Origin of the sequence: Sphingobacterium sp. IITKGP-BTPF85 (assembly GCF_001006065.1) — a bacterium.
GTDB lineage: Bacteria > Bacteroidota > Bacteroidia > Sphingobacteriales > Sphingobacteriaceae > Sphingobacterium > Sphingobacterium anhuiense.
In genome coordinates, this window is record NZ_ASZT02000105.1 from 1 (window position 1) to 18,490 (window position 18,490).

Genomic DNA, 18,490 nt, shown 5'->3' on the forward strand with positions numbered 1-18,490 from the left:
TTTTGGAAGAGAATGAAAAAAATGTTGATAACAATAGAGTAACGACTCTAAATGGTAATGTGACTTTGACTGCCCATGTCAATAAGCTACAGATTCAGTCGAGTTTAATGTTTGACTATAATGAAGGATCGCGCGATTTCTTCACACCGTCGACGCTTATGGATGGTGTGAGCTACATCTCCAACTATTTTGGCTACAGCCAGCGGATGATCCTCAATAACTCCGCTTCATATAAATTTGATTTCGCAGAACATCATGAATTGAATTTAGAAGTCGGTCAGACCTATCAGGGGGATACCTTCAAGTACAACTATGCGAGAGCTTATAATGGACCTAATGATTATGTCAAGTTGAGCTTTGTAGAGGGAGATAAAAATAAATCTGAATATTTAAACTCTCCTAATTTCTATGTGTTTCGCTATATCGACAAAGAAGTCAATAATCTGATGTCCTTTTACGGATCTGCCCAATATAAATACAAAAATTTATTAGCTGTGAACGCAATTGTCCGCAGGGATGGTTCTTCCAATGGACAACCTGATAGTAGATGGGTGACAACACCTTCCTTTAATGTTAATTACAGTTTAAAAGAGCAGTTTTTAAAAGACAACACTTTTTCAATGCATTGAATATATCAGGAGGCTGGGGTAGAACGGTTCGTACTTTCTTAGATGACCGTTATGCGGCAGGACCTCAGTACCGATCGGAAAGCGGATGGTTTGAAGAACCAACTATTCCCGGTTATGGACCTGTAATGGGAATAAATAGACCTTATGAGAGTGGCTTTATAGGTTATGGAATCAAAATGCCTGTAGCTGAGAGAACGAATTTGACACTTGATGGTACATTCTTAAATAACAGATTGAATGCGGCAATCTCAGCATACAATCGAAATGATAAAGATCAGTTAATTGGTGTTCCTGTTGCACAGGAGACGGGCTATAGCGTAAATTATAAAACCGGTTTAGAAGTTAATAATAAAGGCTTAGAACTGATGTTGAATGGTGCAGTAGTTGAAAATAAAAATGGATTCAATTGGAATTCCGCGATCAATGTTAATTATAATAAAAACAAAGTTACTGCGCTTCCAGACGGCCATCAAGAATTGATTATTGGAGACAACAAATTAGAGGTTGGTAAATCTGTAGGAAGCTATTGGGTATATTCCAATACAGGTATTTATAATACAGACGCAGATGTTCCTGTTGATTTAACTTTTAATGGTATTCCTGTGAAGGGGGGTGATCCTATCTGGAAAGATTATAACAATGATAATCGTGTCGATAACAAAGATAAAGTTTTGACAGGAGATCGTATCCCAAGTTTTGTCGGAGGTGGAACACACTTTTGCCTATAAAAACTTTGATCTTAATTTCAATTTTATTTTTGCTGCTGGGCATAAAGCACTTAATCAATACGAAGCCACTAAGTATGGCTTTATCAATCGTGAAGCTGGCAATGATATCAATTCCATCAAAGAAGTGTCTTCTTGGCAGAAAATTGAGAATGAAAAAGATTATCCAATTTATAACCCATGGAGTGATATCAATCCGTATCGCGTCGATCAAGATCTATTCTTGGATAATGCTTCCTATTTAAAGTTAAGGTCGGTTACTATTGGATATGACCTGAGTAAGGCTAAATTCTTTAATGCCTCAAAAGTGGGTATCCGCAGATTCTACGTCTATGCAACAGGTATGAACCTCTTGACAGTAACCAATTTTACTGGTGTAGATCCTGAATTAATCAATTTCAACGGGTATTATGACGGCGCAAACCTCTCCATTCCAAAAACTTTTGTAATAGGATTTAAACTGGATTTGTAAAAATAATTAGAGATGAACAGTATAAACAATAGAAGAAAATTAACAGGGCGTAAACTGGCAGTCAGCATTTTGACTGCAGTGATTAGTTTGAGTACTTTTTCTTGTAATAAAATAGATAATGTTTCTTCAACTCGATTGTCGACAGAAGAAACTAATTGGAAGTCATTCGAAGATGCAAAGGCCAATTTGATGTCCGTTTATGGATTGATGCGATCTGCTACCGTAGCAGATAATGGTCATTGGGTGATGGGAGATCTGAGACAGGGAGATTTTACAATTAATAATCGTGCGGATCTAAAGGCCGTTGTCAACGGACAGTTAAATGCATCATATCCAGTAATTAATCGTATTACAAACTGGAGAAGATTTTATGCTGCTGTTAATGCTGCCAGTCTTTTCATTGAAAGATCAAAAGAAATTGTAGCAGTAGATCCCCGCTATACCAAATTAAATAATGATGTAGATATTGCCCAAGCTAGAATACTACGTGCATTTGCTTATTATTATATGGCTCGGATCTGGGGAGATATCCCTTTATTGACATCATCACATGATGGTGATTTTGTACAATTACCGAGAACTTCGCAACAAAAGGTATTGGGCTTTGCAACTTCAGAATTGTTAGCAGCAGCTAAGGTCGTTCCTTTCCGTTACGGTGGAACAGATCCTATTTTCCCAGGACTTTATTACGGTGAGGGTTGGGCTTCTTGGAACGGAAACGTATTTACACGCTTATCGGCCTATATTATTCTTGCACATATAGCCGCTTGGCAAGGGAATTATACAGACGCAGCCAACTATGCTAAATTTGTATTAGATAATCAGTCATCTCAATATTATGTCGACGGAGCCAATCCATTGGATTATATCGATATGAATGCGCTAACGGAGAATCAAAATAATATGAGCCCATTTGCTTATAAAAGAGCAACTGTAATGGTCGGTTTTCCTTTTGAGTCTGGTAATGGATTAGCGACAGCGAATGGTCATATTGAACAATTAACTTTAGCTGCTCCTTTCATTCCAAAAAATCGTCCGGAAATGTTTGTTTCTAAAGATACAATTATAAATGTCTTTAATAACCCTTTTGATTTACGTTTCAGTGTCGATAGACTGACCGGATTATACCGCACGAATTATTTCTATAATTCGAATCCGAAATGCCAATTTTTAATAAGATCAAAGTGCTCTCCCCTTCTAATACTTCAGGTAATTTTATGTTATTCAGTTCGTCAATGGTATTCAGCAGGATGGAAGAAATTACGTTGTTGAGAGCTGAGGCATTAGCAGTTATAGGTGATACGGAAGGTGCATATACCGCTCTAAATAGAGCTTGTGCCTTGAGGGGTATCAATTATACGACTATCAACTCTCCAGATATTTTTAAAGCAATTTTTGAAGAACGTAGAAAAGAGTTAATGGGCGAGGGATGGAGATGGTACGATCAAGTGAGATATAACCGAATCAAGAAATCAAATGCAATTTATGCAACAAAAAATGGAAAGGGTATGACCTTTAAACAATTTGAAGATGCAGGAGGTATTTACTGGCCAATTTCTCAGGATGTCATAAGTGCAAATCCATCTATTATTCAGAATCCATATTGGCAATAGTAATTTCAAAACGTAAATGTATGAAGATTTTAAATAATAATTTTTTTGTATTGGCCATCGTCGGAATTGTCTCCCTTTGGCTATGCTCATGTAATAAAAGTGAATCACCTTATTACGATTATGAGAATAAAGTGCAGACCTATAATGGAAATGCACTAGACTATCTACAGGCACAACCTGCTGGAACTTTTGATTCCTTGCTTTTGGTTTTGAAAAAATTTCCAAATCTGGAAGATTCGCTTAGGAATCAAGAATTGACTCTATTTGCGCCGGTCAATAAAAATTTTGCATCAGCTGTTAAATATTTAAATAATATGCGTCGAAGCTATGGTTTACCAAATGTGTATTTATCAGATGCTAACAAGGCACAGCTGGATACCATGATCTGTAAATACATTGTGAGAGGTAAAAAAACTACCGATGCTTATATGGAGGATACAGATGGTGTTTTGGTCAAATCAATTGTATTTGATTACCCGATGCATGTCAGATATGCAAAAATGAGTTCTTCCGGATTTGTTGAAGGTGGAGCGAGCATTCTAAATTTTAGTGAAACTTTTGGTTCAACCTTTAAGAAAGACTGGGTAACCACTAAAGCCAATACAGTAAATATCAGAACAAATAATGCGACAATCAATATTTTGGACCCGATTCACAATTTTGGGTTTGATGAATTTACGCGCAGATTAGTTTTAAATGAAAAGAAATAATGAAAAGAATTCTAAATATATTCAAGATTGGTTTACCTGTAATGGTCTTTGGATTGTTTTTTTCGGCTTGTAAAAAGAATTTACCTGACGAAAGGTTATCAATAGCCAATGATTCGAAATATGTAACCACGCTATTTCAACCGGTACTTGGCCGGAATACCTTATTTACCAATATTTTTCAATACGGAAATTCAAGTCGTCCTTTGGATTTTAAAATTGTGAATATGCGCAAGTTTAATGGAGATCCAGCGCCTGAATTAACACAATTATATCCAGTGACAGTATGGAAACAGATTTATGATGGTACAGAAAAATCTTTAGCTGAAATTGAAGCGAAGCGAACCATTGAAAATCATCCATTATTTGAAATTAGACCACACGCTGGTGATTTTGTGATGTGGTCTTCGGCTAATTCTAATATGGTGAGTGCACAACCAGATTCTGGCTATGTCTTCGATGTCGAGATGTCCAATTCTGGAGGTCGTAAGTATTTTCAAAATATGCGCCTCATGCCCTTCAGGGAGCGTCCTTATGAACCTTCAAATTTAGATCCCATCACTGGACAGGCAACAAGCGTTTCCGTTAGCCCATCAGGTGTCTTCATCATGGGTGAACGTGGACAGTACATGAGCAGTTTTTTTGATGTGCAGGTCCTGTTTAGAAAAACAGGAAATGGAAATAGCTTGACTTTCAAATTTGCAGATTCCTTATCCAATCCGATCGATCCGAATAAATTCGATGAAACGAATTGGGCAGGCTTAGTACATGGTTTCAATATGACGAAGGATGCAAAAAAGTACGTTATGATGTCGCTTATCCGATTCCATTAAGTGCTTATCCAACTCCCTATACAACATTAAGTGGTGGACAGGCTAGCATTTCATTTAAGTTTAGTCGCATTGGCTTTGGTAATATACTTGAAAAAAACTACCTCAACTTTAATTTTAACATTTTTCAAAAGGGTGATTGGGAGCTGACCTTTTGGTTTAGACGAGACAAACCAAAATTTGATAATGATTAATGAATCAATATAAACTTAAATTAAATACATTTCAAATGAAGCATATATATACGCTAGTTATATTGTTGTTTTTTGGAACGCAACAAGTTGCTTTTGCACAACAGCAGATAAAAGTAACGGGGGTTGTCATAGACGGTGCCTCGAGTTCTCAAGAAGCAATTTCCGGTGTGAGTATCAGTACCGGAGGTAAAGCAATAGGAAGTACGGACAGGTCGGGTAAATTTACGATCACGGTTCCAAATAATGCTTCCATCATTTTTAGATCGATTGGTCATAAATCTGTTACCGTAAAAGTTGACAATAAAACATACCTCTCCGTGACCATGTCACCTACAAGTGAGATGTTGGGAGAGGTCAAAGTAACCAGTGGTTATCAGCAGAAAACAAGAGCTACGAATACAGGCTCTATTGTTACCATTTCAGGTAAAGATATACAGGGACAGCCTGCAGGTGATGTGATGTCATTATTGCAAGGTCGTGTCGCGGGTTTAAATATTCAAAATAATACAGGTGCACCAGGATTTAGAGGAAGTGTCACGATTCGTGGTATTTCCAACATCAATGTCTCTGGAAGTGGAGACGCGGCATTCTTGACACCAACTTCGCCTTTATATGTCATCGATGGGGTACCGGTAGACGATAATGCAAATTTTTCTTACGGTTTCCAACAAGCAGGACCTGGTGTATCACCAGCATCACAGATTCCACCGGAAGATATTGAAGATATTCAAGTCCTTAAAGATGCTGCTGCAACATCTTTATACGGATCGCGTGGTGCTTATGGTGTTATTTTAATTACAACAAAAAGAGGTAATTCAAAAGTTCCAGTAGTGCGCTATAATGGTGCGGCCTTTATGTCAGCAGTACCACAATTAAAAGCTGTTATTGGCGGTAAAGATGAGCGATTATTAAGGATCGCACAGATTATGCGCTTTGATACCTCTTGGAATCATGCCTTAGATTTGGTAAACCAAACACCATTTTTATCAGACAGTTTAAATCCTTATTATAATAACTCTACCGATTGGCAGTCCTATTTTTATAAGCCAACCTATAATCAGACTCATAATCTAAATGTATCCGGTGGTGATGTTAAGTTTAATTATAAGGTTGCAATGGGTATTTACGATGAAAAAGGTATTCAGGAAAATACAGGTTACTCGCGTTATAACTTGAATATGAATATGATCTATAATCCGACTTATAAATTCAAATTGTTAGCGCAATTGAATAACTCCATTCAGAATCAAAGGATGGGTAGCGGAAATGGATTGATGAATTCTGGTATTGCAGACGGAGGAAATTCATCTTCTTTATTACCGGCACCATCCTTATATTCATCGGTCAATTCGGTTTTAGGAGCATTGAATACGGATGATGATAATAAAGTTTTGACAACATCTGCCATTGTCAATGTTGCCTACGATTTCTTTAAGAATTTTAAAGTAGAGACCACGTTAAATTATACCGGAACATCCAGTACAAAAGATAACTTCTCACCAGCCGCATTAAATGCAAATCAGGCACAGTATTACACCTATAATGATAGAGCAACTACATTGTATAATCGTAACCAGATGTCCTATGTGTTTTCATTGAAAGAAGATGGAGAAGACGCGCATAACTTTAACTTTTTCGCATTTAACGAGATAAGATCATCATTCTTTAAAGCAGATGCAATGTTGAATGATCGTGTTGTCAATGATCAGTTGAGAGGGCCGATCGTAAAGCAGACAAGTTATTTAAGTTCCAAAGGAGGTACAATCGGCTATACGGATACACGGGCAGTGGCATTTTCAGGAAACTTTGCATACGATTATAAGCAGAAATATGTCATCAATTTCTCTTACCGTGCTGACGGTCTGTCGACCAATGGTCCAGATGCAGGTTATGTTAAAAATCCTGCGATTTCTGCAAAATGGAATTTTGAAAAAGAAAATTTCATGAAAGATAAGGAATGGTTGGATTATGGATCCTTCCGTCTGAGTTATGGTTCCAATATTACACCTAATGGAAGTATTTATCAATCTTATGGAAAATATTATGGCGGAGATAATTATAATAATCAGAAAACTGTTGTTACAGATTTAAAATTTTTACCGAATCGGTCGTTGGAGCCTACTCGCGCGACTACTTTAAATGCGGGTTTTGATATTTCAGTATTCAATAATAGGTTAACTTTAAATATTGATAGCTACTACAAGCAAAATGATAATGTTTTTAGAGAGAAAGCGATTTCATCTTCAAATTCATTCGAGAATATTGCTTCTACAGAAATCAGTAATGTAAATTATGGTTGGGAGTTTCAAGCAACTGCTCGTCCATTAAGTGCAACAAGCCCCTTCAAATGGACAATGTCAGGTTCGTTTGCAATCAACCGTGAAGTATTGGCAGCATTGCCGGATGGTTTAAGAGAAATGATCTATTATGATCCAGGAAACCAACAGGATATCTATTATAGATTAGGTATCAATTCTTTGTCTAACTATCTATTTAATACAAAAGGTGTTTATAGTACCAATGCTCAAGTCCCTGTAGATCCAGCAACAGGTCTCCCTTATCGTGTCGGTAGCAATGATATCCTAAATTACTTTAAAGCAGGAGATCCTATTTTTACCGATTTAGATGGAAACTATGTTTTAGATAACTATGATCGCGTAATTGCCGGTAATTCTCAACCGCAGATTACCGGTGGTTTTACTTCGCTATTACAGTATAAAAGCTGGAGTTTTGAAGTCAATACATCATTCACATTGAAACGTGATATTATGAATAATACCTTGGCGAGCCAGTTCGGTGCATTTACAGATCCTGCTATACAATATGATCCGTGGAAATTGGTTGCATTACCGCCTATTTCACAATTGGATTATTGGAAAGCAGTTGGCGATCAGGCAACTTATGGAAACCCATTGGATTTTGTCCGCGCACGTCGCTTAAACCCTTTCAGGGGTAATCAGACTTATTCCAAGAAGATGGATCTTATTTCAAATTAAATGCGGTAAAAGTGTATTATAATTTTGATCAGAACTGGTCAAGAAGATATGGAATGAACCGTGTAAGTATTAATGGTACAGTTTCCAATTTGTTTTATATCACCCGCTATACAGGAGCTAATCCGGAAAACGTGAGTGCATTAGGTAAAGATTCTGGAGGTAACTATCCACTTCCTAAGCAATTTGCTTTAGGATTGAATATTGAGTTTTAATTGTTGATATCATGAAAATAAAAAAATTAGCATATATACTTGCCGTTACAGCACTTGTATTATCTACATCAAGCTGTGATAAATTTCTGAATGTGACCCCTATTGACGCTTTATCAGGGAATAATTTTGGGAAACCAAAAGATGTAGAAGGCTATACAAATGGGATATACCTGAGGTTAAAAACTAAAATAGGAAATACCGCATTATTACCCAGTTTGGAAATTAGAGGTAATTGGATTGGTTCGTCAAGCGGTCCAATAACTTATATAAATTTAATTTATAATAACTTGAAAGGGATTATAGGTGGGGGAGATGATTTTGATGGTGTTATAAGAGAGAATATGAGCTGGAAGGGATGGTACGATGTGATTGCCGCCAGCAATATTCTTCATGCCGAAGTCGGAAATATGCCTGAATCTATTATATCAGCTTCAGAAAAAAAGCGTTATCAGGCGGAAGCGGTTTTTACGCGTAATTTGAGTTATATGTACATCTGTAAGATGTTTGGTGATGCCATTTATTATACAGATGCCTATAACAGTAAACCATTACCACGATTACCGCAACTTGAAGTACTGAAAAAATGTATCGCAGATATGAATTCAGCCAAGGATAATCTTCCTGTTAAATATCCTGAAGCATCACTATTAGGTCTTAGACCGACACGTGCCTCTGCTGTAGCGTTATTGATGCATTTAAATATGTGGGCAGCAGCTTGGGATACAGCAGATAAATCAGTATACTATAAAGCAGTGACTGCTTTAGGTGAAGAATTAAAAACATATACAGACTATCGACTTTTGCCGATCACAGTTGAAAATACCAAACGTATCTTTAAAGGCCGTTCATCCGAAAATCTGTTCAGTATCTTACAAGATTATAATTATGGCGAGACCTTTGCAGATTATGCTAATTCCTCCTACTTTTTTTCACATTATCCTTATAGAGGAACTGTAACGACCACTACAAGCCGAATGGCTTATCAAGGGAATTATCTTGAAAAACTATATCCAGCTGGTATTGCTGATCAAAGACGTGCACTTTGGTTTGATAATGTTAGTGAAAATTCTCTGACCTTCCAGTTTAAGAAATTTATCAATACCTACGCTAGAGGTTCGGGTTCTGGTGTCACGATGGTCAGTGATGATAGCGCCATTATTTTTAGATTGTCCGATGCAATTTTATTAGTTGCTGAAGCACATGCCGAACTCGGACAGGAAACAGAAGCTAAAGCTTTTTTGAACCAAATTAGATTAAATGCAGGTGCTTCGGAAATCACTACAGGGGGTGAAACCTTGAAAGATGATATTTTTAAAGAAAGATGTCGGGAGCTAATAGGTGAAGGACAGTATTATTTTGACCTAGTTAGAACAAAGCGTGTTGTCAATTCGGAATTTGCTAATTCACCAATGAGTGTTGGTAATTTTAATAATGGCGCATGGACTTGGCCATTGATCATCACAGCCGAAGAGCGTAATGCTAACCCAGGTTTAATCGGAAACAATTTTTGGAATTAATCATTATGAATTTAAAAAATAGAATCTTTTATATGATCATAGCACTGGCTGTGCTATTTTCTACCAGTTGTAAAAAATATTATTATGATTCGGGTGTTCACGATCCCAAATTTGAAGGATCGACATTAGCTTATATGAAGACAAAACAACCATTTTTTGATTCGACCCTTACGATTATCAATTTAGCGGGATTGGATGATGTCTTGGATAAAGAAAATGTAACTTTTTTTGCTCCCCCTAGTGGATCTGTGAATAAAGCAATTATACAGCTCAATAGATACCTTAGATTTGAAGGACGTGATACCGTATCAAAACTTACGCAAATCAAACCTGCAGTATGGAAGAACACACTTCTGCAATATATATTCAAAAGTTCTTCTTTAATGAAAGATTATCCACAGCGCGATACCCTTTCATATATTGCCTTTCCAGGTCAAAATTATACCAGTTATTCAGGACGTATCATGAATATTGGGGTAATTTTTAATAATGCAGGAGGTGTACAATATGCCGGATACCGTCAATTATTTTTGGCCTACATTCCAGATCTATCAAATCCACAGGTTGCTTTGCAAAATAACCCTGTAGCAACTTCCGATATCCAGACCAATAATGGGGTGTTGCATGTGCTCACGCGTATCAAACACACATTTGGATTTAATACGTTAAAGTTTATCGATGAAGCGATTGCAGCGGGTATTACACCTGCAACACCATAATTAATTATTTCAATTTAATAAATGATTCGAAAGATGTTACGTAATATAAAATATAGAACAAGATTGCTTATCATGCTAGTAGTGGGACTTTCCTTTGTGGTAGGGGCCTGTTCAAAAAGCAAGGGATTAGCAGACGATCCATATGCTGGGGGGAAAGAGGTGTTGGATATCGGTTTTGTTTCCAAAACAACAGATCCTGATATTGTAGAAGCGGGAAGTACCTTAGATTTGAAAGTCAGAGGTCTAATGAAGTATAAGGATGTATTTAAGTTATTTGTCAATGAGATAGAAGCTGAAGTACTCAATTATACAGATACAACCATTCAATTTGTTGTACCCTTAACAGCAAGTACTGGAAGTGTTTGGATCACTGCAAACGATCAGTCATTTTTTGGCCCGATTGTCAAAATTGGTGGAAAAGTTTCACTTGACCCAAGCTTCAAAGTAATCAATGGAGCATCGACTATAGGTGAAGGTTTTGGTTCTGGGATATTTAGTACTGCGTTATTGCCGAATGGTAATATTTGGTTAACTGGATATTTCAATAATTTCGAACAGCAGGGAACCGAAAAGACACCAAATGGTGGAATTGCCCAGATTGGTGATGAAGGAAACTATTCAACCGAAGGTGTTAACTTCGGCATAGGTGTCGTAGGAGGTTTGAAAGCGATCACGTCAATCAATCGCATCACTTCTGGTTCGCAAAATGGAAAATACATCATTGCGGGTAGTTTTAATGCTTATAATAGTCGTAGAGAAAATCGCCGTACCATTGGAAGCATTACAAAATTAAATGCAAATGGCTCTTTAGATACGGTTCGAAATACCGAAATTGTCAATCCAAAGCCCGAAATAACGTGGAAAAATGCCGATACAATTCCATCATTTAATGGCGGAGTATTGGGATTTATTAGAAAAACTTTTGTTTTTGGTGAACAGGTTTATGCGATAGGAGGTTTTACAGCCTATCTGCGTATGTTTCTTCCCAATTCAAGCTACGATGAAAAGATTTATGATATTACCCGTATGTCACAATTGGTACGCATGAACCTAGACGGCTCAATGGATTCAACGTTTCATTTTAATCGTGAGGCACGTCAGAGCCCCGTTGGCGCAAATGGTGGAATTGCCGATGCAATCATGCAGGCAGATGGTAAGTTAATTCTTGTCGGGAGCTTCACAACCTTTAATAATGAACAAGCAAACCATATCGTGAGATTAAACTTGGATGGTTCGATTGACAAATCATTCCAATCAGGAGCGGCTGCAAATGGTGATATTTATTCGATTCGCTTTAATGCTAAAACTAATAAAATAATCGTGACCGGTAATTTTACGACTTACAGTGGAAAGCCTTCATCAACACTGGCGGTATTAAATGCGGACGGATCGGTTGATGCTACATTTAATGGCGAACTGATTAGTGGCGGAGGTGCTACTTTTGCTGCGCAATTGAATAGTGGAAAAATACTCGTGACTGGAAGTTTTAATAAGTATGGAACCTATTTACGTCAAGGTTTTATGATTTTAGAACCAGATGGAAAATTAGCTGTTGGTTATAATAATACTGGTGGTTTTCAGGGAAGAGTATATGATATGATCGAAACAGAAAATGCAAAAGAATCAAAAGTAATTCTGGTCGGTGAGATCAGCAGGTTCAATGCATCCATCTTACATAATATAGTAAGAATTAGCATTTCTAAATAAGTCCCAATTTATTTAAATATGAAAAGAGAAATAAAATCAAAGATAGGTATGAAAATGTTGGGTGTTGCAGCTTTTATAGCTACAATCCTAGTCAGTTCATCCTGTAACAAAGAGTTTGTGAATACACTTCCAGATTCTTTTAAAAATGATACCCTAGGAGTAGGTGATGGTTCAAGGAGAGTCTTGTATCTTATTTTAGATGGAGTTAAAGGATCTGTCGTAGAGAGCCTCGGACCTAAAAACATTAGTTTAATCACAAAAAGATCCATGTTTACTTATGATGGATTAGCCGATTTTCAGCGCAATAACTTAACAGACGCAGGGGCATGGACAACGATGTTGACAGGAGTCGATTATACAAAACATCAAGTTCAATCAAATGATTTCAGTGGATTTGATAATCAAAAAACACCTACAGTTTTTACACGATTGAAAGCTGAAATTAAAAATGTGAGAACAGTTTCATTTGCTTCTGCAACAGGATTAAACAGTACTCTGGCAAAAGATGCAACAGAAAAGAAAGATTTGGCAAATGACGCTGCTGTAAAAGATGCGGTTATTGCGGAGTTGTCTACCCAAGACCCATCGTTATTGGTAGCCCAGTTTAAAGGTGCTAAAGAAGCTGCCGGGAATGACTACTCAGAGGATAATACCGCGTATACAGCTGCTATTGGCAAGCTCGATGATTATGTAGGAGAGATTATGGCCGCGTTACAAGCTAGAAAAACATACAATGGTGAAAATTGGTTGGTGATTATTGCTTCCAATAAAGGGGGAGGAGCTTCTGGCGGTGAGCGGGATCAAATATTTATGAAGATGAATCGCGAAATACATTTGTTACTTTTTACAACCCTAAATTCACTTCTGCCAATTATGTGAAGCCTAACGTCGATGCATTACCTTATGCAGGAGTTGGACCTAGATTCGCTTCTAATAATGGAAGTACGAATGGGGTTGCATTTTTAAATAGTAATACTTCCATTGGTAATTTTGGAACCACAGGAGAATACACCCTAATGTTTAAAGTTCGTAATGACATTGGTAGAGAAGTCAATTACCCGATGTTCGTGGGTAAAAGAGATCCTGCTAGTACGGGAGTAAACGAAGGTGGATGGGGATTTTTAATGGGTGGTAATTCATTTCAGATTGATTGGGCATTGTATAATCGCCCTAGTGGTAAAATTAATCAGATTGATGGGGTTTGGCATACAATGGGATTTACGATCGCTCCAAGCGGAAGTGCACGTAATCTTAAAGTATTTGCAGATGGAGCTTTGCAGAATACTTCAAATATTGCTGGAAGAAATGCAGACAATAATTATCCATTAAGAATAGGCACCGATGCCTCATCTAATTCAAATATCTTAGTTAGGGATTTGGTAATTCTGAATAAAGCACTTACAGATGCAGAAATGGGGACATATATGAGGAAAGAATTTGGAATCGATAATCCATACTTTGCAAATGCAATTGGATTTTGGCCAGGAAATGAAGAATCTGGTGAAAAGATGTTCGACCGTTCAGGAAAAGGTAATAATTTTGATTTTAGTGAGTCGATCCAATTTGCAAACTTTATGGATATTTCTCCGAATATTTCTCCAAATATATCGCAATCAGCATTTTTAGCGGTACCAAATGGTGTCGATATTCCGGTTATGATTTATAATTGGATGAACATATCTGTTCCAAAAACTTGGGGATTAATGGGTAAATTTTATAACCCTACTATTAACTTACCAAAAGACTAACTTATGAAACTTAATCAATTTACGGCAATATTTAGTATGACGATGTTGTTAGCCGTAACATCGTGTTCTAAGTATGGTTATAATATACCGGACGGTTATCCGGATGACTCAAAAAATGAAGCTGGTGGAGTTATTGATACCAATCTCAAACTTATAGATAAATCCATGTATGCTAAAGCCAGAGTTTTTCCCGGCTTAGTAGATATTGCAGAACCACGTGTGGTCGACGCAAAATTTACTTTGGATTTGAATTTTACAAAGCAAACAACGCTTAACCTTAGAATATCGGTTGCCCCGGAACCACAGTTTAGTACAGGATATTATGCCGCGCCAGGAGAACTCATTAAGATTGTGGTACCACAGGGAATTGAAGGACTTTCCGTGCAGATTGGTGGACATACCGATAATTTAACAGGAAAATTTCCGCTCTTGCGCGATCCGATTATTTACATGCGTCAGCAACTTTATCCTGGAAATAATTTTGTTCGTAACTTATATGGAGGTACGATCTATATCCGTCCAGATCGGGCGTATCCAAATCCGGTTGAATTTACGATCACTAATGCATGTGTTTCGCCCGACTTTGTGCTAGGACAGTCTAACAATGACCAATGGATCGAAAAAGTGAAAGCTTCTAAAGTGCCATGGTTGGAGTTAAGAACGAAACGGGTGGTATTTCTTGTCCCTAGAGATCGCGTTGTAAAATCGTTTACATCTTCAGAACCGTTTACCAATCCAACTGCGGTAATAACTAAATGGAATGATGTATTTGAATTGGATTACAATGGCTGGATGGGATTGTCAGACGATGCAGAAGATGAAAGAGACCGTAGTCCTCAGGGAGCTTGGAGAGGTGTATTGGATATTCAGCTAACGAATGGCTATGGACATAGTGGTTTTCCATTTGTTGGTTACAATGATTCCGAATGGTTTGGCGGTATGACAAGTCTTAAAGCCATCAGTACCAGCGACGGCATGTGGGGCTCTTATCACGAGTTTGGCCACAACTGTCAGCAGGGTGGTATCTGGAGCTGGAGTACGTTAGGCGAAACAACTAATAATTTATTTAGTTTTAAAGTAGCCAATCGTATTGGTGCAAATTACAGTGTTTTGCATCCTGCTGTTACCAGTGATTTTCCTGAGGCAATCGCTTATGCCACTCGAACAGGTGTTGCTAAAAATTTTGATGTGGACTGGGGCGATGCACCATTTAAACGAATGACACCATTTGTACAGATATTTGAGTTATACGGTTATGGAGCAATGACACATTTATATAAAGAAGCGCGTAAAGCTACACGATATAATCCAAATGATATTACCATGCATAATTGGGTTTATGAAAAGTTATCAGATTACACTAAAACAGATTTAGCGCCATTCTTTGATGCTTGGGGTATAACCTATAGTCCTTCTGTTGCCGTTAAAGTATCTAAAAAGTATCCATTATTGTCACAAACAATATGGACCTATAATCCTTTAAACAAAACAGGTGGAACAGGTACTATCGTATATAAAACAACTGTTGTTTCTACAAGCTGTCCTGCACAAGAAGGATCAGTTAATGATTTGGTTGATGATAATGTAAATACCTTCTACCACTCAAAATATAGTGATATAGGACCTACAGAAAGCTATCCTTTTAGTTTTGTGTTCAATGCAGGGGCAATTATGCCGATCAAAGGGATGTACTTTAATGGAAGACCAGGAGGTAATAGAGAGGGAGATGGAAAAGATATCGAAATCTATTCTAGTCCAGATAATATTGAATACACAAAAATTGGAGAAGCAACTCTGCCTGCAAGCAACAATAGATTTGAATATATTTTTCCAAAAGGTAATGTAACTGGAAAATTCTTTAAAGTAATTGTAAAAAATGGATACAAAGCTAATCCATATGTGGTATTTGGTGAAATGAATTTGATTAGACCGTAATTGTTGAATGAATAAGGATGAAACAGTGTTAAATGAAAGCTATTTGTGCTTTCATTTAACAGAGTCTCTCTATCAAAAAATATGTAGATGAAAGTAAATTTAAAAATATTTAGAACTTTTTTATTCGTTGCAGTAGGTGTTTCATCTTTTACAGCTTGTAAAAAATACGACAATCCTCCTCCTGTATTTGAGGATATTAAAGACTTTAATGGTACTCAGCGTAAGGTTATTGTGATCAGTATTGACGGTTTGTCTGGTGAAGAGCTACAAAAAGCTGTGCCAACAAACCTGGCCGCTTTACAGAAGAATTCCAAATATTCGTTTAACACATTACCTACAACATCAAATGCAGCAGGTTGGGTTTCGATGTTAACAGGGACAGGTTTTTCAAAACATCAAACAAGTGCTGATAATTTTGAAAGAACGGAGCATGGCGATGATGAAGAACATGGCGAAATTGTTAATTTTAGAAATGTACTAGATTATGTTACCCAATACAAATCAGTAAGCACAGCGATGGTAACAACTTGGGATGAACTAAGAAATTACGTGAGAAATGCAGATTATGCACCTGACGTTAATTCAGATCTCGCGGTTAAAGATAGTACCATTAGCCTCTTGAGTAAGGTAAATAGCTTAGGCACTATTATGGTTAATTTACGTGATGTGCAAAAAGCAGGTGAAGACGGTGGTTATACGATTAATAATGCAAAGTTTAAAAGTGCAATTGTTAAGTCGGATGAATACATCGGAAATATTGTTGAAGCCATTAAAGCCAGAAAAAATTACACTAAGGAGCATTGGTTAGTTATTGTGACTACAAATCATGGCGGAAGCAATACAGATGCGAAAAGCGGATTTACGATTGTAAGCCAACCTAATTTGAAGGAATATGAATTGAAAAAATCGGGATTCAATCCGGTATTGTTTCAAGGGGCAACAGCAAGGGCTCAAGTAGGTAACGACAATAACCTATACGATGGAGGTGAAACTAAAGATTTTACCGTACAAATGGACGTAAAACTTAATGTGAACACTAGTTATCCAGGTTTTTTGTCTAAAGGAAGTGACTTGTTGGGGCAAAGTATGACAGGTTGGCTTTGGCTGCAAAGTGGTACTAGCTGGGGTACAGTAATTGGTGGAACCCGAAATGGAGGTAAAGGTAAGACCCAGATTTCTGGTGGAAGTAATTTAACACTGGGTACTTGGCATACGTTGACGATGGTTGTTAAAACCACAGGGTCACCAGCAACAGCTCGTACAGTAACTACTTATACAGATGGTGTGATGAATAATTCGGGTGATATTTTAGCTACTAAAAATTTATCAGCCATTGATGCTTTACAGGTTGGTTATAAGAATGTTGACGGTGGCGGTACTAATTTAAATATGCATGCTGCTAATCTAGCTTATTATAATGCAGCACTTGATGCTACTACAATAAAAAATGCTATTGGTTTAAAAGATATCACAAAACATCCAAATTATAGTAATCTAATTGGTTTCTGGCCAATGGATGAAGGATCCGAGGGTACATATTTCAATAAGGCTCCTGGAGGATACAATATGAGTCTATCAGGAGATTATAAATGGAACTATTTAGAGGACTTTTATGCTCCAGGAACTAATCCCGAGCCTATAACAGCTAAGATCTCCATACCAACAGCAACAAGTGACATTGCAGCGCTTTGTTTGTACTGGATGAATATTGAAATTTTGGCAGATTTCAATTATGATGGAAAACCATATTTGAATAATTTTGAATTGGAATTTCTAAAAGACTAATTATTGGTCCTATAGTGGGATACAACAATACATAGTCAATTTTTATTAATCTAAAACCCCCGAGAAGAACAAATTGTATTCTTTGGGGTTTGCTTTTTTTAGCCATGAACGATTTTTTTAGGTACGTTTATAGAAATATGAATTTTAATAAAATAAATATCAAAACTCATCAGGCAGATGATTATTTTTGCGCCATATTAATTTGGATATTATGATTATCATCAGAAAAAGCTTAGCCTTATCAGGTTTGATTCTCTGCCTCTTAGCAGGGATGTTGCCGATGTTAAAGGTGCCGATTAAGGGAAATTGGAACCTCTATCAAACAGATGCTGCATTGTTTTTTATTACCTATATGATTATAGGAATAACAGCCCTACTTTTCTTTGTAAGGCAATTAACAGGATATCGCTTGATGACTCGGGTAGCAGCAGTTTGGTACCTGATCAGTATTTCTGCCGTATTTTTTAAGATCAATAATTATTTCGGATGGGGATTTGCAGATCGGCTATTATCCAAATCAATACATATGCGTTGGGGGTGGATTGTCTATTTAGTCGGTATTGCACTTTTATTACTGAGTGTGAAAAAAGTTAAACAGATTGAAGAATAAAAAATAAGCTTGGAAATTTTCCAAGCTTTATTTTTATTCGGGACGATGTGAAATAAAATGAGACTTCAGTTTATCTAGCTAAATCCTCTTC

15 protein-coding genes and 2 pseudogenes are annotated in these 18,490 nt (G+C 37.0%); all 17 read left to right on the forward strand.

The window, feature by feature from the left end; all coding sequences use genetic code 11:
- Positions 1-629 (forward strand): annotated as a pseudogene (locus L950_RS30590) (SusC/RagA family TonB-linked outer membrane protein); the annotation flags it as partial.
- Positions 626-1,357, forward strand: coding sequence for a hypothetical protein (locus tag L950_RS26930; RefSeq protein WP_021189568.1), 732 nt, complete (start codon positions 626-628; stop codon positions 1,355-1,357). The pseudogene L950_RS30590 and the gene L950_RS26930, both read left to right, overlap by 4 nt.
- Positions 1,335-1,826: a hypothetical protein gene (locus L950_RS26935; protein WP_021189569.1), complete on the forward strand. Its 492-nt coding sequence runs from the start codon at positions 1,335-1,337 to the stop codon at positions 1,824-1,826. Before L950_RS26930 ends, L950_RS26935 begins: the two co-directional genes overlap by 23 nt.
- A gap of 12 nt (positions 1,827-1,838) precedes the next feature.
- A complete protein-coding gene (locus L950_RS17830) occupies positions 1,839-3,098 on the forward strand; it encodes a RagB/SusD family nutrient uptake outer membrane protein (RefSeq protein WP_052764457.1) in 1,260 nt (419 codons plus the stop codon).
- Positions 3,077-3,439, forward strand: a complete 363-nt coding sequence (locus L950_RS26940) for a RagB/SusD family nutrient uptake outer membrane protein (RefSeq protein ID WP_052764458.1) — start codon at positions 3,077-3,079, stop codon at positions 3,437-3,439. The genes L950_RS17830 and L950_RS26940 overlap by 22 nt, the downstream gene beginning before the upstream one ends.
- Before the next feature lie 20 nt (positions 3,440-3,459).
- Positions 3,460-4,149, forward strand: coding sequence for a fasciclin domain-containing protein (locus tag L950_RS17835; RefSeq protein WP_021189570.1), 690 nt, complete (start codon positions 3,460-3,462; stop codon positions 4,147-4,149).
- A 224-nt stretch (positions 4,150-4,373) separates the two neighbouring features.
- Positions 4,374-5,170, forward strand: a pseudogene (locus L950_RS17840) (DUF5007 domain-containing protein).
- Between the two features lie 35 nt (positions 5,171-5,205).
- A complete protein-coding gene (locus tag L950_RS17845; protein ID WP_197086524.1) occupies positions 5,206-8,166 on the forward strand; it encodes a SusC/RagA family TonB-linked outer membrane protein in 2,961 nt (986 codons plus the stop codon).
- An 11-nt stretch (positions 8,167-8,177) separates the two neighbouring features.
- The gene (locus tag L950_RS28815; RefSeq protein ID WP_156169745.1) at positions 8,178-8,378 is read left to right on the forward strand and encodes a hypothetical protein; all 201 of its coding nucleotides are present in this window, start codon (positions 8,178-8,180) and stop codon (positions 8,376-8,378) included.
- Positions 8,379-8,389: 11 nt separating this feature from the next.
- Entirely contained in the window at positions 8,390-9,895 is a 1,506-nt protein-coding gene (locus L950_RS17850) for a RagB/SusD family nutrient uptake outer membrane protein (RefSeq protein ID WP_021189571.1), read from the forward strand.
- A 32-nt stretch (positions 9,896-9,927) separates the two neighbouring features.
- Entirely contained in the window at positions 9,928-10,614 is a 687-nt protein-coding gene (locus tag L950_RS17855; RefSeq protein ID WP_165902453.1) for a fasciclin domain-containing protein, read from the forward strand.
- A 33-nt stretch (positions 10,615-10,647) separates the two neighbouring features.
- Positions 10,648-12,321, forward strand: a complete 1,674-nt coding sequence (locus L950_RS17860) for a delta-60 repeat domain-containing protein (RefSeq protein ID WP_031288037.1) — start codon at positions 10,648-10,650, stop codon at positions 12,319-12,321.
- Positions 12,322-12,339: 18 nt separating this feature from the next.
- Positions 12,340-13,200, forward strand: coding sequence for an alkaline phosphatase family protein (locus L950_RS17865; protein ID WP_031288038.1), 861 nt, complete (start codon positions 12,340-12,342; stop codon positions 13,198-13,200).
- A complete protein-coding gene (locus L950_RS17870; RefSeq protein ID WP_031288039.1) occupies positions 13,197-14,069 on the forward strand; it encodes a DUF4983 domain-containing protein in 873 nt (290 codons plus the stop codon). The genes L950_RS17865 and L950_RS17870 overlap by 4 nt, the downstream gene beginning before the upstream one ends.
- A 3-nt stretch (positions 14,070-14,072) precedes the next feature.
- Positions 14,073-16,004, forward strand: a complete 1,932-nt coding sequence (locus tag L950_RS17875) for a M60 family metallopeptidase (RefSeq protein ID WP_021189574.1) — start codon at positions 14,073-14,075, stop codon at positions 16,002-16,004.
- A gap of 87 nt (positions 16,005-16,091) precedes the next feature.
- Positions 16,092-17,789 (forward strand): alkaline phosphatase family protein, encoded by a 1,698-nt coding sequence (locus L950_RS17880; RefSeq protein WP_021189575.1) that lies wholly within the window; start codon positions 16,092-16,094, stop codon positions 17,787-17,789.
- A 211-nt stretch (positions 17,790-18,000) separates the two neighbouring features.
- Positions 18,001-18,399: a hypothetical protein gene (locus tag L950_RS17885; RefSeq protein ID WP_021189576.1), complete on the forward strand. Its 399-nt coding sequence runs from the start codon at positions 18,001-18,003 to the stop codon at positions 18,397-18,399.
- Positions 18,400-18,490 lie beyond the last annotated feature (91 nt).